Genomic DNA, 17,494 nt, shown 5'->3' with positions numbered 1-17,494 from the left:
TTATTCTTTCTTTTTTTAAATCTTATTTTTCATTTGGTTTTTGCTTAAACTTTTTAATTCTTGTTTGTTTTTAAATCTTACTTCTTGTTCTTTTCCATTCTTATTTTTTACTTATTGCGTTTTAATTCTTATGTTTAACTTTTTGTTTTTTACGCTTTAATATTAAAGTTTTAGTTTTGGTGTTTTGCTTCTTGTTCCTTTGTGTTCTTAAGGTTTTTTACTGCTTGTGGTTTGTGGTTGTTGTGTTGGAGTTTTACTTGTTACTTCTTGGGTTTTAATTTCTTATTCCTTACTTATTGCGTTTTAATTCTTATGTTTTAATGTTTGGTTTCATGTTTTTAGTTTTTCTTGCTTCTTAATGTTTAGTGGGTTTGTTATTTTTAAGGGGGTTTAGTGGGGTTTGGTAGTAAAGCCTTATCTTTATCTCATGATTGCAATTCTTGCTTGTTTTGTTTCTTGTTTTTGATTTCTTGCGTGTTAAGTTTTATTTTTTGTGAAATGCATATAAGGGAGTAGGGGTTATTTTGCGATACCCTAAATCTTAAAACGCTTTAAAAGTTATCGTTTGATTGGAGTCAAGTTATTTTATAGCCAGCGTTTCATTGAAACAGAATTAAAAACAAACCATAGCCTACCAAACAAAGACCTAACACCCAATAGGGAAAAGGCTAAACGAAAACATGGCACATAAGTATAGCACGCACCGGCAAGTTTGATGAGCAGGAAAGACTTCAAACAGCCTTTCATCGGTTTTAAGTCGGTTTTCTATCAGCCATTGGTATTGCTCCCTGAATAATTTTTCTTGCATGAGATAATAAGCGTCTAAAAGATAAAAGCATGCCAATAACACCCCCAAAAACGCATAACCCATAAGAATTAAAAATCGCTTCTATTTTAATGGATAAAACCCCAACCGCAAGAGCGAGAGTCCATTTTTTGCACTCTAAAGAATTTTGCGCCATTCTGTTGATAATGCCTTGCAAGATTTTAAGCTCTTCTATAAGGATTTTTGCTCTGTCTTTCGGGGTATTTTCCATGTTTGATATTTATTTATCAAAGTTAAAAGTCCAAGCGCCTTTGTCGGTTTGTATTTCTGCTTCTATAATATTGCACCCTTGAGAAATGCCTTTTAAACTTTCTCCAAATTTAAGGGTTCGAGATTCCATCATCACACCCTTTTGCTCTAATTGAGAAATTTTATTTTCTATGTTTGCCAACCTTTCCTTTTGACCAAACATCTTATAAACGCTTGCCATATCTTTAAAATCCTGTATAGAGATTGGAGTAACTTGACTTAAAACACCCATTTGAAGTGCCTCTCTTACTGGAACAAAATTGACAGCACAATTACCCCGATTAAGCTTCACGCCTTGAATAGTAACGCTATCCACTTTAGAGCTGATTGAAAACTCTCCCTTGCTATTCACACTCATCTCAACCGGCGATTCACCATTCCCACAGCCCACTAAACACAACGCCAAACAGCTTGCACTTAGTAATTTTTGATAAGTTTTAAAAAACATGCTTGTTCCTACGAATTGATTTATTGTGATAGTTCGTTAAGGGTTATGGTCTCAAAACTTTTTAAAAATGGCGATATGTCATGAAAGACTTGCATGCTTTCCATCATTGGAATTGGGCGACTCTCGTTAATAGCGCTAATAGAATGAGCGATTTTTAATTCTTCATAAATCCATGCGGAATAAGTGATTTTTAATAGATCTTGATGGCGCGATAGCCCTTGATTGGAAACGCTGTTCTTGCTTTGTAAAAACACAAAATAGGGGCATTTTTCAATCACATCTTGTAAAGATTCTCTGAGAATGAGCGTGAAAGCGTCTTCAATCTTGCTTATATCATCGTGTTTTGCCAATTTGTTTAAGACATCGTCTTTATAATCCCAAAAAAGCGAATCGATAAACACTTTGCGTTTTGTTTGGCTTTCCAAATAGTCTTTAACCTCTAAAGCCTTATTTTTATCCGCATGCGAATGCGAGAGGAACACTTGAACGGTTTTTAGCTGCGGCTAAAAAAGGCTTCTTTAATTTCATTGTGTTTTAAAATAATGTCTTTTCTACTGCCATGTTTTTTAAGAATATTTCTAATTTTTTGGGCAATGCGATCGAGTTCAAAAACGGGCAACATGGAAAAATCATTGCTGTTTCTAGTAAGATTATAGAAAAATAAATCCCCATCTATATTATCTGCATCAATGATATAAGTTTCCAAATATTTTTGCCTTTTATTTAAGTTCCCTTTAAAATCCTTTGATTATAGTAGACTTAGACTTAGCTTAAGAGCACTTGAATTTTGGGGTGTTGGGGGTTGTTAAAATAGCTAAAAACCACCACTAAAAAAGCCTTTTTTCAAACAGAAAGGGCGTAAAAACTTGCAAGCCAAATGATCCTAAAAGCGCAAAAATAACAAAAACGATCAAAAAACCTCTTCGCATGCCTTTTTGTCTTTATGGAGTAAGCATGCTTTTTGCAACTCAATAAAGCGTTTTTTCCTTTCTTCTTCGGTCATATCGCTAGGCTTTTCAATGGGGCGTGAAAGAGAGTGTGAAGGCTTTGAAGTAGGGGTGAATTGGGGTGCATACCCCAGTTTATTGATTGCATAAAAGCCTAAAGCGGCGATTAAAATAAAAATCCAGTCTGTTTTTCTGATCTTGGGGCAAAATTTACACGCCATGATTTAATCCTTAAAACATTTGAAGTATAATACACTCTTATGGTCAAATATTAAGTTTTTAGGAAAAGCTGCATGTGGAGTTTCATTCAAAAAATCTTTAAGGCTTTAATCATTGTGCCTTTAGATTTTATCACGAAGTATTTCAAGTCGTTTGTGCTGTTACTCATTGTATTAGTCTTTTTTAGCGCTAAAGAAAGCGCGCCAAGCACCCCACCCAATCTCGCTAAACTCTATTTAAATGGGGCGATTTTTAGCACCGAGGATTTTGACAAAGAAGTGGATAAAATCTTAAAAACCCCTAGCATTAAGGGCGTTTTATTGTTGATTGACTCTCCTGGTGGGGCGGTGTCAGCGAGCGTGGAATTGAGCGAAAAAATCGCTGATTTGAAGCAAAAAATGCCCGTTTTAGCGTATGCTAGGGGGGTTATGGCGAGCGGGAGTTATTATGCGGGCATGCAAGCGAGCGAAGTTTATGCCTCTAAAGCGAGTTTGATAGGATCCATTGGGGTGATTTTTTCGGGTGCGAATGTGGAAAATTTGCTCAATAAAGTCGGCGTAGCCACTCAAGGCGTGCATGCGGGCGAATACAAAGAAATAGGCACTTTCACCAGAGCATGGAAACCCAACGAAAAAGAGTTTTTGCAAAATTTAGTCAATGAGCAATACCAAATGTTTGTGAATGATGTCGCAAAAGCTAGGAAATTAGACGCTAAGGATTACAAGGATTTTGCTGAAGGGAAGGTCTTTAGCGCTCAAAAGGCTCTAAAATTAAAACTCATTGATAAAATCAGCACGATTAAGCAAGCGCAAAATCGCTTAATGGAATTGAGTAAGGTTAAAAAAGCTTATTGGCTGGAAAAAAGCCCTATGGAGCGCTTCATTGAAAAAGCCACGCAATCAGTTACAAGCATCATCACGCAAGCGCTTGGCTATCAATTATTAATGAGATGAAGATGTTAGAATTTATTTTAAAAATTCAAGCTAGAGACTCTAAAGGCTTGGTGAGCACAATAAGCACCACGATCGCCAACAAGGGCTATAACATCGTCAAAAACGATGAATTTGTTGATCCCTTAAAGCAGCGTTTTTTCATGCGGCTAAAAATCCAAAAAGAAATCAAGCCCTTGAATACTGAAATTAAAGAGCAAGAAGAGCGATCCTTAAAAACCGCTCTTTTTAAAGCCTTAGAAAACTTTAACGAACTATTGATTGAAGTCATTTTAACGCATAAAAAAAACATTATTTTACTCGCTACTAAAGAGAGCCATTGCTTAGGAGATTTGCTTTTAAGGGTGTATGGGGGGGAATTGAACGCTCAAATTTTAGGCGTTATTTCCAACCACGAGATTTTACGCCCTTTAGTGGAAAAATTTGACATCCCTTATTTTTATGCGCCTTGTATTGATCAAATTTTGCATGAAAAAGAAGTTTTAGCAATCATTAAAAACCTGGAATTAAAACACAAAGTCAGCGCGGATCTGCTCGTTTTAGCCAAATACATGCGCATTTTAAGCCATGATTTTACGAAGCGTTATGAAAATCAGATTCTCAATATCCATCATAGTTTCTTGCCCGCATTCATTGGGGCTAACCCTTACCAGCAAGCGTTTGAAAGGGGCGTGAAAGTCATCGGGGCCACAGCGCATTTTGTGAATGAGAGCCTTGATGCAGGGCCGATTATCATACAAGACACTCTGCCCATTAACCACAATTACAGCGTGGAAAAAATGCGCCTAGCGGGTAAGGATATAGAAAAACTGGTTTTGGCTAGGGCTTTAAAACTCGTTTTAGAAGACAGAGTCTTTGTGCATGAAAACAAAACGGTGGTGTTTTGAATGCCTTTAGATTTCAGCAAACTCAATGAAGAACCCTTAAAAAACCAAATCAAAGCCAAGTTTTTTAAGGATAAGAAATTCCTTTATAGCGGGGATAAGATAGATTTCATGCTAAGCTATCAGCATTCTAATGCCACCTTACCCATTTTATGGGGCGAAGCTAAAAGGGGCGATTTTGACGATTTGGACAAAGCTTTCACGCAACTGCTTTTAACCATAGGCAGGCACAAGCTTTATACCCACCACACGCCACCCTATTTGTGTGCCTTCAACGCTTTTAGAATGGAATTTATCGCCTTTAATGACACGATCACAAGCTTTCTTTATAAAAGCGATATAGATTTTTCTATCCCCCCAAGCAACCACAACACAGAGGGTTTTAAGCACGCTCTAGATGCGTTTAAAGCCATGTGCAAACCCCATAAACAGGTTTTTGACTTTAAAACCCAGAGCCAAGAATGCAAAGAATTTATCAAAAAATATTTAAACTCTAGCCATTTACACAACAAAATCAAAATTGACAAAAACAATTTCTTTACGATCTATCAAAAGTGGCTTGAAATTGTCAAACCTACCATTGACATAAATTGGGAGGCCGCTAAAGCTAAAGGCATTTTAGACGCAGACTATTACTTAGCGGATTTGCTTAGCGATGGCGATAAAACCATTATTGAGAAATTGCACACGATTTTAAGATCGAGCTATTACAAATTGAATAGGGGCGTGAATGAATTAGGCAAAATGGATTTTATGGAAGTTGGTTTCACAGACAGCCAACAAGCCCATCAAGAATTTTGGAGCGTTTATGAAAGGCCTCCTCAATTAGAATTTCAAGCTTCTATTTTAGAGCGGCGCGACTTGTTAGTGCCAAGCGATGTGAGGGAAAGGAAAGGGGCGTTTTTCACCCCTAAAATCTGGGTAGAAAAAAGCCAAGAATATTTAGCTAAAGCTTTGGGGCAAGATTATCAAGAGGACTATATCATTTGGGATTGCGCTGGGGGGACTGGGAATTTGCTTCGAGGTTTATTGAATAAGGCTAATTTGTATCTGTCCACTTTAGATCATAACGATGTGGCGATTATTAAAGATCTGGCTAGTAAAAACCACTTAAAGTTGCTAGAAAATCAGGTTTTCCAATTTGACTTTTTAAACGATGATTTTTTCAGCGATAAGCTGCCAAAAAGCTTGCAAGAAATCTTAAAAGATGAAGAGAAACGAAAAAGGCTCATCATTTACATCAACCCGCCTTATGCGGAAGCGACTTCGGCTAAAACGCCTAGCGGCACGGGGAAAAATAAAGATTTAGTGGCTAGGGGCAATCTTATTTGCAAGAAGTATAAAGATGAATTGCATAAAGCCAATAACGAACTTTTCGCTCAATTTTTCATGCGCATCTATAAGGAATTGAATGGCTGCATCATGGCGAGTTTTTCAACGCTCAAATACCTTAACTCTAGCAATTTTAAAAAATTCAGAGAAGTTTTTAAAGCTAAATTTTTAGAGGGGTTTATGGTGCCTGCGGATAGCTTTGATAATGTGACAGGGCAATTCCCCATTGGCTTTTTAGTCTGGGATACCGCTACCCCCCCCCCCTTAAAACCAACCAACGCACTCAATTTAGAAGTGTTTGACTCATTGGGTGAATTTTTGGGGTATAAAACTTTTAAGCCGATAGCGGATAAGGTTAAAAATATAAATCAATATTTAAAGCAATACAATATAAATAATTCTAATATTTTAGGGTTTATTGATTGCGCTGGCGTGGATTTTCAAAACAATAATTTTGTTAATCTGGCAAATAACAAAAATCTTAAACGCAACATTACTTTTTTTGGTTTAACCCTCACAAACCTTCTAATCGGCGCGATCTATTTCTCTGCCCGCCATTGCATCAAAGCCACATGGCAAAACGACAGGGATCAATTCTACGCCCCTTATGATGACGCTTTCCAAGACGACAGCGAATTTAAAAACAATTGTTTGGCGTTCATGCTTTTTCACACCCAAAACCGCATCACTACCGCTCAAGGGATCAATCATTTCATCCCCTTTAGCGAGAATGAAGTCGATCCTAAAGAAAGGTATTTGAGTCACGCCTTATTAGACTTTTTAAAAGGCGAAATCAAAGAATCTAAAGAGAGCGATAGCCTCTTTTTAAGCGCCAAAAAAGAAAACAAGCCCCTAAAATTCAGCCCGAGCGCTTCAAAGGTGTTTGACGCTGGCAAAGAGATCTATCGTTATTACCACAAACAAGATTTCGCAAATCGCCCCTATAACGCTAACGCAAGCCTTTATGACATCAAGGAATTCTTTCAAGGCCGTAACAAGCAAGGCAGATTAAACTCACCCACCAAAGCTAAAGATGGATATTACAAACAACTTTACGCTAACTTGAAAGACGCCCTAAAGGATCTCGCCAAAGAAATACAGCCTAAAGTCTATGAATACGGGTTTTTAAGGGAGTAGTTTTTAAGACAAATAATCAAAGAGCTAAAGCAAGCGGTATTTTCTTGTAGTGCGCTCTATGGGGGGGGTTTAGTTTTGTGGGGAGGAGAATTATTGCTACTCTCTTAAGAAAATGCGTTTTACAACAAAACGATTAACGCCCCAAAAGTCAAGGACAAACCCGCTTTTTAAAGGAAACCCCTAAGCTTAAAAGCTTAAGGGAACGCTCTTAGAAAATCAGCGTTTCACAGAAACGATCACTTTAAGCCCTAAAAAAGCAAACTCAAAGTATAATGTTTTCCAAGAGCGTTTGTTATGTGTCTTAGGCATAACATGCTCCTTTTAAGGTAGTTTGCCCCATAAAGCGAACTTATGGGGCGTGATGAAATCCTACAACAAACCCCTTTAAAACACCCCTAGATCGCACCAGATACGCATGGCAAAGTTTTACGCCCCATTATGACCACTCATCAATAAACCTATCTTTATTGGATAGAAAACAGAGCCATTTGACAAGCATCAAAAAGAGGGATTTTAAAAGTTTAAAAATCTAACGGAGTTAAAAAAAGTTAGTTTAAATGGATGAATTTACTGGATTAAAAGAAAGGGTTAAAAGCTAGGAGTAGCCCTAAGGCCGCCCCCACAAACGCTCCAATCAATATTGTTGGTTTTGTTGTTGTGCTTTTTGTTGTTGTTGCTGGTGTGCTTGTTGTTGTTGCTGTTGTTGAGCTTGTTGCTCTGCTTGTTGTTCGGCGTGTTGTTGCGCGTTATGATGGTGGTGTTCGCCGCCATAATAATGGTGGTGGTGTGCATGGTGATGGTGGTGGTGTTGGCTGTTAGCCTGTTGTTGCTGTTGTTGCGCTTGGTGTTGTTGTTCATGGTGTGCCATGATGACTCCTTTAATTGAAATTTAAATTCTAGCTTATTGGCTAGGATTTCATTTTATAATGCAAAATCTAACCAATTATTAACGAAAAAGATTTTAATACTAATTTTTAATACGAGCGCCAATTTAAGCGTTCCTATTGTCAAAACTACCAACATCTTTGAATGAAAAAAGCTATAATAAAGAAGTTGCATTAAAAAGAAAAGACAAATCCCCTTTTTAAGGTATAATATGAGGAGTTTTAGAAGTGCTTCTTATGGTAGTAGCTAAAAAGTCTTTAGGACAGCATTTTTTAACGGACGAGTTATTTTTAGACAGAATCGTTAATGCTTTGCCTCCCTTAAATTCGTTAAGATTAATTGAAATCGGCGTGGGGTTAGGGGATTTGACTCTCAAGTTGTTGGATCGCTATCCTTTAAAGACTTATGAGATAGATAGCAATTTGTGCGAGAAAATGCGATCAAAACTAAAGGCGCAAAAAAAGCCTTTTGAGTTGGAATTAGTGGAAAAGGACGCTCTTTTTTTAAGAGAAGAAGAGCCTTATTTTTTGATTTCTAATTTGCCTTATTATATCGCTACCAGGCTTGTTTTAAACGCGCTCAAAGACCCTAAATGCAAGGGCTTATTGGTGATGACGCAAAAGGAAGTGGCGCTCAAATTTTGCGCTAAAGATTCGCAAAATGCTTTAAGCGTTTTAGCTCATACGATAGGGAACGCTACCCTTTTGTTTGATGTGCCGCCTAGTGCGTTTAGCCCGCCTCCAAAGGTGTTTTCTAGCGTGTTTGAAGTGATTAAAGAGCCGCTGAAAGAAAAGGCGTTAGCTTCATTAGCCCAAGTGCCGTTTTTTGAAGAAGCCCTACAAAAAGGGTTTGAAACATTAGAAGATTTTTTGAAAGCTTGTTTCTCATCTCCTAGGAAGACGCTTTCAAACAATCTTAAAAAAAGCGTTTCTTATAAAGAAAAGCTTGATAAGGTGTTAGATTTTCTAGCGTTAGAAAATCAACCAACAAGCGTGAGGGCGTCTGAGATACAAGATTATCTCAAGCTCTTAGAATACCTTTTGAAAGGCTAATGCCTTTTTAAAAAATTGAAATAAAGGAATAATCGTTATGACGGATAACAACCAAAACAATGAAAACCATGAAAACAGCAGTGAAAATTCAAAAGCTGATGAGATGCGAGCCGGAGCGTTTGAGCGATTCACCAACCGCAAAAAGCGTTTCAGAGAAAATGCGCAAAAAAACGCAGAGTCTTCAAACCATGAAGCGCTTTCGCACCATAAAAAAGAGTATCGCCCCAACAAAAAACCAAACCACCACCACAAAGCTAAACACGCCCCCCAAAAGACTAGAAATTACGCCCAAGAAGAGCTAAATAGCAATAAAGTAGAGGGCGTTACGGAAATTTTGCATGTGAATGAGAGGGGGACTTTAGGCTTTCATAAGGAGCTCAAAAAGGGCGTTGAAGCGAATAACAAGATTCAAGTGGAGCATTTAAACCCGCATTATAAGATGAATTTAAACTCTAAAGCGAGCGTTAAGATCACGCCTTTAGGGGGCTTGGGCGAGATTGGGGGGAACATGATGGTCATTGAAACCCCAAAAAGCGCGATCGTGATTGATGCGGGCATGAGCTTCCCTAAAGAGGGGCTTTTTGGCGTGGATATTTTAATCCCGGATTTTTCCTATTTGCACCAAATCAAGGACAAAATCGCCGGTATTATCATCACCCATGCCCATGAAGATCACATAGGGGCCACGCCTTATTTGTTTAAAGAGTTGCAATTCCCCCTTTATGGCACGCCTTTGAGTTTGGGGCTGATTGGGAGCAAGTTTGATGAACATGGTTTGAAAAAATACCGCTCGTATTTTAAGATCGTAGAAAAGCGTTGCCCCATTAGCGTGGGCGAATTTATCATTGAATGGATCCACATCACGCATTCTATCATTGACAGCAGCGCTTTAGCGATCCAAACTAAAGCGGGAACGATCATTCACACCGGCGATTTTAAAATCGATCACACCCCAGTGGATAATTTGCCCACGGATTTGTATCGTTTGGCGCACTATGGCGAAAAGGGGGTGATGCTTCTTTTAAGCGATTCCACCAACTCCCATAAATCCGGGACTACGCCGAGTGAAAGCACCATAGCGCCGGCTTTTGACACGCTTTTTAAAGAAGCGCAAGGGAGAGTGATTATGAGCACCTTCTCTAGCAATATCCACCGGGTCTATCAAGCCATACAATACGGCATTAAATACAACCGCAAGATCGCTGTGATCGGGCGCTCTATGGAAAAAAACCTAGACATCGCCAGAGAATTAGGCTATATCCATTTGCCTTATCAATCTTTTATTGAAGCCAATGAAGTCGCTAAATACCCGGATAATGAAGTCTTAATCGTAACGACCGGCTCACAAGGCGAAACCATGAGTGCGCTTTATCGCATGGCGACTGATGAGCACCGCCACATTTCTATCAAACCCAACGATTTAGTCATCATTTCCGCTAAAGCCATTCCTGGCAATGAAGCGAGCGTTTCAGCGGTATTGAATTTCTTGATCAAAAAAGAAGCTAAAGTGGCTTATCAAGAATTTGACAATATCCATGTGAGCGGGCATGCCGCCCAAGAAGAGCAAAAGCTCATGCTAAGACTCATTAAGCCTAAGTTTTTCTTACCCGTGCATGGGGAATACAACCATGTCGCGCGCCACAAGCAAACCGCTATTTCTTGCGGGGTGCCTGAAAAAAATATCTATTTAATGGAAGATGGCGATCAAGTGGAAGTTGGTCCTGCGTTCATCAAAAAAGTCGGCACGATTAAAAGCGGTAAAAGCTATGTGGATAACCAAAGCAATTTGAGTATTGACACTAGCATCGTCCAACAAAGAGAAGAAGTCGCTAGCGCTGGGGTGTTTGCCGCTACGATTTTTGTGAGTAAAAACAAACAAGCGCTTTTAGAAAGCTCTCAATTTTCTAGTTTGGGGCTTGTGGGCTTTAAAGATGAAAAACATTTGACAAAAGAAATTCAAGGGGGATTAGAGTTGTTATTGAAATCCAGCAACGCCGAAATTTTGAATAGCCCTAAGAAATTAGAAGATCACACCCGTAATTTCATCAGAAAAGCGCTCTTTAAAAAGTTTAGAAAATACCCGGCTATCATTTGCCATGTCCATGCCACTTGATTACAACGCTATCGCTGCGCAAGTCTTAAGAGATGAAGCGAGCGCGCTTTTAGAAAGCGTTAAGCAATTCCAAAAACCTAACGATTTAGAAGCGATTGTCAGGCTCATTTTAAAAAGCCAAGAAAAGGGGGGCAAGCTTGTGATTGTGGGCGTGGGTAAGAGTGCTTTAGTGGCGCAAAAAATCGCTGCTTCCATGCTAAGCACCGGTAACAGGAGTGCGTTTTTACACCCCACAGAAGCCATGCATGGGGATTTGGGCATGGTGGAAAAAAACGATGTGATTTTAATGATTAGTTATGGGGGCGAGTCTTTAGAATTGTTGAATCTGGTGAGCCATTTAAAACGCTTAAGCCATAAAATCATCACTTTCACTAAAAGCCCTAATAGCTCGCTCTCTAAACTCGGCGATTATTATTTGAGCTTGAAAATCAAAAAAGAAGCTTGCCCGATCAACACCGCTCCAACGACTTCTACCACCCTAACTTTAGCGTTAGGCGATGTTTTAATGGCATGCTTGATGCGAGCGAAAAACTTTAGCCAAGAAGATTTTGCCTCCTTTCATCCGGGCGGGCTTTTGGGCAAAAAGCTTTTTGTCAAGGTTAAAGACTTATTGCAAACCACGAATCTCCCCCTAATCGCTCCTAGCACAAGCTTTAAAGACGCGCTCATAGAAATGAGCGAAAAACGCCTAGGCAGCGCGATTTTAGTCAATGAGGCTAACGAGCTTGTGGGGGTGTTAAGCGATGGCGATGTCCGTAGGGCACTATTAAAAGGGCTTAGTTTGGAGAGCGAAGTGAGGCATTTTGCCACCTTAAAACCTAAAAGCTTTAAGAATTTAGACGCCCTTCTTTTAGAAGCGTTAGAATTTTTAGAGCGCCATAAGATTCAGCTTTTGGTGTGCGTAGATGATTGCAATAAGGTTTTAGGGGTCTTGCACTTGCACCAACTTTTAGAATTAGGGCTTAAAGCATGAAAGCTAGCGTTTATGATTTCACTCTAAAGGAATTGAGCCAGCTTCTAAAACCAAGTTTTAGGGCTAAGCAGCTTTATTTGTGGCTCTATGCGAAGTATAAAACAAGCTTTAAAGACATGCAAAATAATTTTTCAAAAGATTTTATCGCTTATTTGGAGCGAGAATTTACTTTGCGCACGATAGAAATCGCACATGTGAGAAAGAGTGTTGATGGCTCTAAAAAATACCTTTTTAAATCCTTAAGAGACAACCACACTTTTGAAGCGGTGTTTTTGAAAATGAAAGATAAAAAAATTAATGAAGAAACGAACGCCGTTTTAGAAGGGGAAAAATACACCGTATGCGTGTCTTGTCAAATAGGCTGTCAAGTGGGTTGCTCGTTTTGTTTCACTCAAAAAGGCGGTTTTGTAAGGAATTTAAAAGCGAGCGAGATTATCCAGCAAGCCCTACTCATTAAAGAAGACAATAACCTCCCCATTGAAAAAGCGCTCAACATTGTTTTTATGGGAATGGGCGAGCCTTTGAACAATTTAGATGAGGTGTGTAAAGCGATTGAGATTTTCAATACCGGCATGCAAATTTCGCCTAAAAGAATCACGATTTCCACGAGTGGCGTGGCTGATAAAATCCCCATTTTAGCGGGCAAAAATTTAGGCGTGCAATTAGCCATATCCTTACACGCCGTAGATGACAAAACGCGCTCATCTTTAATGCCCTTGAATAAAAAATACAACATTGAATGCGTTTTGAATGAAGTGAGGAAATGGCCTTTAGAACAGTGCAAAAGAGTGATGTTTGAATACCTTTTGATTAAAGATCTAAACGATAGCCTGGATTGCGCTAAAAAACTTTTAAAACTTTTAAACGGCATTAAATCCAAAGTGAATTTGATCTTATTCAACCCGCATGAAGGCTCTAAGTTTGAACGCCCTAGCTTAGAGAGCGCTAGAATGTTTGCGGATTTTTTAAACGCCAAAGGCTTATTATGCACCATTAGAGAATCCAAAGCCTTGGATATTGAAGCGGCTTGCGGGCAATTGAGGGAGAAAAAACTCTCTCAGCAAATTTGAAAACTCTTTTTTGTGGTGTTTGTCTTTTTTCTAATGGGGGGTGTTGGTTTTAGTCAAGCGATAATTCAAAATTTAGGGAATATGGATTAAAAATTAGCGTTAAAATTTCTTTCATTAACAATTAATTAGATTTTATATTGTAGAATGAAATTCTAGCTAGTGAGCTAGAATTTAAATTTTTAATCAAAGGAGTCATCATGGCACACCATGAAGAACAACACGGCGGGCACCACCACCATCACCACCACACACACCACCACCACTATCACGGCGGTGAACACCACCATCACCACCACAGCTCTCATCATGAAGAAGGTTGTTGCAGCACTAGCGATAGTCATCATCAAGAAGAAGGTTGCTGCCACGGGCATCACGAGTAATATCGGTGTGGCTAGGGGCAACTTGACTAGGGTTGTCTCTAGCTTTGACCTTAAGATACAATCATTCCATTCTGACCCATTCTAATCAAACCCATTAAATCCAATCAAACTACCGCAATGCCTTACAGCATTCAAAACATTAAAACCTTTTTTTAATCTAAGGAAAGAATATGCAAGTTGCCCTCCATTTTTTAAAATCCAATAAGAATTTTTATTTTTAGCTTTTTATTCTATGTTTAGGGTTTAATCTATATTCCAAAGAAACGCTAATAAATCCAAACGATAGAAATTATAACCTACATTTCAAAGATATAAGAAAACTAAAATAAAAGGAAGTTTAATATCAACGCTCCATAAAACAAAACCTTGCGCTTTATGGTTCCAACCCCCATGCGTCTTTAAAAGAAGCGTTTTTAAGCTTTAAATTCAAACTCCCTTCAATCCACTTGGCGTTAGCCCCCTTTTCGTTATTGTCAAACAAGAACACCCCTAAAAAGCCTCTAGGGGTTTTAATCAAGCTCAATTCCACGCTAGGGAGAATGGTTTTGCCATCAGGTTTGACTTCAAAGGCTAGGAAAAAGGGGCGGTTGTTTTTGAAATCATAGCCATTTTTGGTGTATGAATAGCCAGGAGCGCTCTGCAAGATGCCTTTTTGAGTTTCCACGCTAAAAGAATCCAAGTAATAAAATCCAGGCTCTAGCCTGAACGATTGAACTTTGGCTAAAGCGTAGCGGTTTTTCCATAAAAGCATGAAGCGCTCACTCCCTAGCATGAATAAAGGCCCCCTAGGGTCTTTGAGCTTTGCTTTAGGGTTTTTTTTAAGCGCTTCATTGTGCTTAGCGATAACTTCTCTATCTATTTTGCGCCAATAAGTGCGCACGCTTTGGCCCTGATGAGCGATATAAAGATTCACCAAACCAGAATGATGGCCTTTAGGGGGCAAGCAAGAGGCTAATAAAAGAGCGGCTAACAAACTCACGATTTGAAACTTCAAACAAATTCCTTAAAAAGAGTGGTGGCTGAATGCTAACATGCTAAAACTAAAACCCTTATAAGTTATGGATAAAAACTTAAAGAATAGGGTAAAATAAACGCATGCGAATAGACAAATTTTTACAATCAGTGGGTTTAGTGAAGCGGCGCGTTTTAGCGACAGATATGTGCAATGTGGGGGCGGTATGGATCAATGGGAGTTGCGCTAAGGCCAGTAAAGAAGTGAAAATAGGCGATGCGATTAGCTTGCACTATTTAAAAGGGATAGAAGAATACACGATTTTACAAATCCCCACTTTAAAAAATGTGCCGCGAAAAGACACGCACCTTTATATCGCTCCTAAAACAAAAGAAAAATAAAGCAAAGGATAATATAATGAAAGAATACAAAGACACCTTAAACTTAAACACAACCACCTTTTCTATGAAAGGGAATTTGAGCGTCAATGAGCCTAAAACTTACGCTAAATGGCAAGAACAGCAAGCGTTCAAACGCATGCAAAATAGGAAAGATAACCATGGGGATTTCACTTTGCATGACGGGCCGCCTTATGCGAACGGGCATTTGCATTTAGGGCATGCCTTAAATAAGATTTTAAAAGACATTGTTATTAAAAGGGAATATTTTAAAGGGAATAAAATCTATTACACGCCCGGTTGGGATTGCCATGGCTTACCCATTGAGCAGCAAATTTTAGAGCGATTAGAAAAAGAAAAAACGAACCTAGAAAACCCCACGCTGTTTAGGGAAAAGTGCCGAGATCATGCGAAGAAATTTTTAGAAATCCAAAAGAATGAATTTTTGCAATTAGGCGTTTTGGGGGATTTTGAAGATCCTTATAAAACCATGGATTTTAAATTTGAAGCGAGCATTTATAGGGCTTTAGTGGGAGTGGCTAAAAAAGGGCTTTTGAAAGAACGCCACAAGCCTATTTATTGGAGTTATGCATGCGAGAGCGCTTTAGCGGAAGCTGAAGTGGAATACAAGATGAAAAAATCGCCCTCCATTTTCGTGGCGTTTGGTTTGAAAAAGGAGAGTTTAGAAAAATTAAAAGTCAAAAAAGCGAGCTTGGTGATTTGGACGACCACGCCTTGGACTTTGTATGCGAATGAAGCGATCGCTTTGAAAAAAGACGCCCTTTATGCGCTCACCCAAAAAGGCTATTTAGTCGCTAAAGCTTTGCATGAAAAATTAGCCGCTTTAGGGGTGGTAGATAGTGAGATCACGCATGAATTCAATTCCAATGATTTAGAATACTTGAAGGCGGTCAATCCTTTAAACCAAAGAGATTCCCTAATCACTCTAGGAGAGCATGTCGGTTTAGAAGATGGCACAGGAGCCGTGCATACCGCACCTGGGCATGGTGAAGAGGACTATTATTTAGGCTTAAGATATAATTTAGAAGTGTTAATGTCTGTAGATGAAAAAGGTTGCTATGATGAGGGCATTATCCATAAGAAATTATTAGATGAAAGCTATTTGGGCGAGCATGTTTTTAAGGCTCAAAAACGCATTATAGAGCAATTGGGCGATTCTTTATTGCTAGAGCAAGAGATTGAGCATTCCTACCCGCATTGCTGGAGGACACACAAGCCTGTGATTTACAGAGCGACCACGCAATGGTTTATTTTAATGGATGAGCCTTTTACCCAAAATGATGGCTCTCAAAAAACCTTAAGAGAAGTGGCTTTGAATGCGATTGAAAAGGTGGAATTTGTGCCAAGCAGCGGGAAAAACCGCCTAAAAACCATGATAGAAAACCGCCCTGATTGGTGCTTGAGCCGGCAAAGAAAATGGGGCGTGCCACTGGCCTTTTTCATAGACAAACGCACGAATAAGCCTTGTTTTGAAAGCGAAGTTTTAGAGCATGTGGCGAATCTTTTTGAGAAAAAAGGCTGTGATGTGTGGTGGGAGTCTAGCGTGAAAGATTTATTGCCCCCTAGCTATCAAGAGGACGCCATGCATTACGAAAAAGTCATGCACATTTTAGACGTGTGGTTTGATAGCGGTAGCACCTTTAAGGCGGTTTTAGAAGACTATCATGGAGAAAAAGGGCAAAGCCCTAGTGATGTGGTTTTAGAAGGGAGCGATCAGCATAGGGGGTGGTTTCAAAGCTCGCTTCTAATCGGTTGTGTTTTAAACAACCAAGCCCCTTTTAAAAAGGTCATTACGCATGGATTTATCGTAGATGAAAAGGGCGAGAAAATGAGCAAATCTAAGGGCAATGTGGTGTCTTTGGATAACTTACTCAAAAAGCATGGGAGCGATGTGGTGCGTTTGTGGGTGGCGTTTAATGACTATCAAAACGATTTGAGGGTCTCTCAAACCTTTTTCACTCAAACAGAACAGCATTATAAAAAATTCCGCAACACCCTGAAATTCTTACTCGCTAATTTTAGCGATATGGATCTTAAGGATTTAGAACGCTCCCATGATTTTAGCCCTTTAGATCATTTTATATTAGAGGCTTTAGAAACCATAAGTGCTGGAGTCAATAGCGCGTTTGAAGAGCATGATTTTGTGAAAGGCTTGAATATTTTAATGGCGTTTGTTACCAATGAATTGAGCGGGATTTATTTAGACGCTTGTAAGGATAGCTTGTATTGCGATAGCAAAAACAATGAAAAACGCCAAGCCATTCAAATGGTCTTACTCGCTGTGGCTAGTCAATTGTGCTACTTTTTAGCCCCGATTTTAACGCACACGATTGAAGAAGTTTTAGAGCATAGCCAGGTGCTTTGCGCGTTTTTACAAGCCAAAGATGTGTTTGATTTAAAAGGCATTAGCGTTTTAGAAAAACTCCACCTTAAAGAGTTTAAAAAACCAGAAAATTTTGAAGCCGTTTTAGCCTTGCGTTCTGCCTTTAATGAAGAGTTAGACCGCTTGAAAAAAGAAGGCGTGGTTAAAAATTCGTTGGAATGCGCTATTGAAGTGAAAGAAAAAGCGTTGTGTGAAAATTTGATAGAAGAATTGCTGATGGTGAGCTTTGTGGGGATTGCAAAAGAAAAATTGAGCGAGACGCCAGCATTCACGCT

General features: G+C 39.1%; 16 protein-coding genes and 2 pseudogenes. 11 read left to right on the top strand and 7 right to left on the bottom strand.

What is annotated here, in order from left to right:
- Nucleotides 1-752: 752 nt before the first annotated feature.
- From BZK24_RS07685 to BZK24_RS07670, 4 genes and pseudogenes are all read right to left on the bottom strand, one after another.
- Nucleotides 753-1,037 carry a hypothetical protein gene (locus tag BZK24_RS07685; protein WP_042962272.1) on the bottom strand — a complete coding sequence of 95 codons (285 nt, stop codon included), beginning with the start codon at nucleotides 1,035-1,037 and terminating at the stop codon, nucleotides 753-755.
- Between the two features lie 9 nt (nucleotides 1,038-1,046).
- Nucleotides 1,047-1,523, bottom strand: a complete 477-nt coding sequence (locus tag BZK24_RS07680) for a hypothetical protein (RefSeq protein ID WP_077657068.1) — start codon at nucleotides 1,521-1,523, stop codon at nucleotides 1,047-1,049.
- Nucleotides 1,524-1,543: 20 nt separating this feature from the next.
- Nucleotides 1,544-2,229 (bottom strand): annotated as a pseudogene (locus tag BZK24_RS07675) (TIR domain protein).
- Between the two features lie 204 nt (nucleotides 2,230-2,433).
- The gene (locus BZK24_RS07670; RefSeq protein WP_000752191.1) at nucleotides 2,434-2,691 is read right to left on the bottom strand and encodes a hypothetical protein; all 258 of its coding nucleotides are present in this window, start codon (nucleotides 2,689-2,691) and stop codon (nucleotides 2,434-2,436) included.
- Between the two features lie 72 nt (nucleotides 2,692-2,763).
- Here BZK24_RS07670 and sppA point away from each other — a divergent pair, with 72 nt between their 5' ends.
- The 3 genes from sppA to BZK24_RS07655 are packed head-to-tail and all read left to right on the top strand — an operon-like array spanning nucleotide 2,764 to nucleotide 6,992.
- Nucleotides 2,764-3,642 carry a signal peptide peptidase SppA gene (gene sppA, locus BZK24_RS07665; protein WP_077657067.1) on the top strand — a complete coding sequence of 293 codons (879 nt, stop codon included), beginning with the start codon at nucleotides 2,764-2,766 and terminating at the stop codon, nucleotides 3,640-3,642.
- Between the two features lie 2 nt (nucleotides 3,643-3,644).
- A complete protein-coding gene (gene purU / locus BZK24_RS07660; RefSeq protein ID WP_077657066.1) occupies nucleotides 3,645-4,526 on the top strand; it encodes a formyltetrahydrofolate deformylase in 882 nt (293 codons plus the stop codon).
- Nucleotides 4,527-6,992, top strand: coding sequence for a hypothetical protein (locus BZK24_RS07655; protein WP_077657065.1), 2,466 nt, complete (start codon nucleotides 4,527-4,529; stop codon nucleotides 6,990-6,992).
- Nucleotides 6,993-7,208: 216 nt separating this feature from the next.
- Here BZK24_RS07655 and aapA3 read toward each other — a convergent pair whose 3' ends face one another.
- Both aapA3 and hpnL read right to left on the bottom strand, forming a co-directional pair.
- Complete coding sequence (gene aapA3 / locus BZK24_RS10060) at nucleotides 7,209-7,301, bottom strand: hypothetical protein (protein ID WP_001126950.1); 93 nt, start codon at nucleotides 7,299-7,301, stop codon at nucleotides 7,209-7,211.
- A 325-nt stretch (nucleotides 7,302-7,626) separates the two neighbouring features.
- The gene (hpnL, locus tag BZK24_RS10055; protein WP_000930051.1) at nucleotides 7,627-7,860 is read right to left on the bottom strand and encodes a nickel-binding protein HpnL; all 234 of its coding nucleotides are present in this window, start codon (nucleotides 7,858-7,860) and stop codon (nucleotides 7,627-7,629) included.
- A 253-nt stretch (nucleotides 7,861-8,113) separates the two neighbouring features.
- Here hpnL and rsmA point away from each other — a divergent pair, with 253 nt between their 5' ends.
- The 6 genes and pseudogenes from rsmA to BZK24_RS09685 all read left to right on the top strand — a co-directional run bounded on the left by rsmA (nucleotide 8,114) and on the right by BZK24_RS09685 (nucleotide 13,550).
- On the top strand, nucleotides 8,114-8,929 hold the full coding sequence (rsmA, locus tag BZK24_RS07645; protein WP_077657064.1) for a 16S rRNA (adenine(1518)-N(6)/adenine(1519)-N(6))-dimethyltransferase RsmA: 816 nt from the start codon (nucleotides 8,114-8,116) through the stop codon (nucleotides 8,927-8,929).
- Nucleotides 8,930-8,966: 37 nt separating this feature from the next.
- Nucleotides 8,967-11,042: a ribonuclease J gene (locus tag BZK24_RS07640; protein WP_077657063.1), complete on the top strand. Its 2,076-nt coding sequence runs from the start codon at nucleotides 8,967-8,969 to the stop codon at nucleotides 11,040-11,042.
- Nucleotides 11,026-12,015, top strand: a complete 990-nt coding sequence (locus BZK24_RS07635) for a KpsF/GutQ family sugar-phosphate isomerase (RefSeq protein WP_077657062.1) — start codon at nucleotides 11,026-11,028, stop codon at nucleotides 12,013-12,015. The genes BZK24_RS07640 and BZK24_RS07635 overlap by 17 nt, the downstream gene beginning before the upstream one ends.
- Complete coding sequence (gene rlmN, locus BZK24_RS07630; RefSeq protein ID WP_077657061.1) at nucleotides 12,012-13,085, top strand: dual-specificity RNA methyltransferase RlmN; 1,074 nt, start codon at nucleotides 12,012-12,014, stop codon at nucleotides 13,083-13,085. The genes BZK24_RS07635 and rlmN overlap by 4 nt, the downstream gene beginning before the upstream one ends.
- Nucleotides 13,086-13,282: 197 nt before the next feature.
- Nucleotides 13,283-13,402: pseudogene (locus BZK24_RS09980) on the top strand (hypothetical protein); the annotation flags it as partial.
- A complete protein-coding gene (locus BZK24_RS09685; protein ID WP_242423431.1) occupies nucleotides 13,350-13,550 on the top strand; it encodes a hypothetical protein in 201 nt (66 codons plus the stop codon). The pseudogene BZK24_RS09980 and the gene BZK24_RS09685, both read left to right, overlap by 53 nt.
- Nucleotides 13,551-13,838: 288 nt before the next feature.
- Here the strand turns inward: BZK24_RS09685 and BZK24_RS07620 are convergent, their stop codons facing one another.
- Nucleotides 13,839-14,459: a hypothetical protein gene (locus tag BZK24_RS07620; RefSeq protein ID WP_000671807.1), complete on the bottom strand. Its 621-nt coding sequence runs from the start codon at nucleotides 14,457-14,459 to the stop codon at nucleotides 13,839-13,841.
- A gap of 101 nt (nucleotides 14,460-14,560) precedes the next feature.
- Here BZK24_RS07620 and BZK24_RS07615 point away from each other — a divergent pair, with 101 nt between their 5' ends.
- Both BZK24_RS07615 and ileS read left to right on the top strand, forming a co-directional pair.
- A complete protein-coding gene (locus tag BZK24_RS07615; protein ID WP_001217144.1) occupies nucleotides 14,561-14,818 on the top strand; it encodes an RNA-binding S4 domain-containing protein in 258 nt (85 codons plus the stop codon).
- A gap of 16 nt (nucleotides 14,819-14,834) precedes the next feature.
- The coding region (gene ileS / locus BZK24_RS07610) for an isoleucine--tRNA ligase (protein WP_077657059.1) at nucleotides 14,835-17,494 on the top strand (2,660 nt) is incomplete at its 3' end.

The sequence above is a fragment of the Helicobacter pylori genome, assembly GCF_001998165.1.
Lineage (GTDB): Bacteria > Campylobacterota > Campylobacteria > Campylobacterales > Helicobacteraceae > Helicobacter > Helicobacter pylori_DL.
This window is presented reverse-complemented; position numbering and strand designations above follow the sequence as displayed.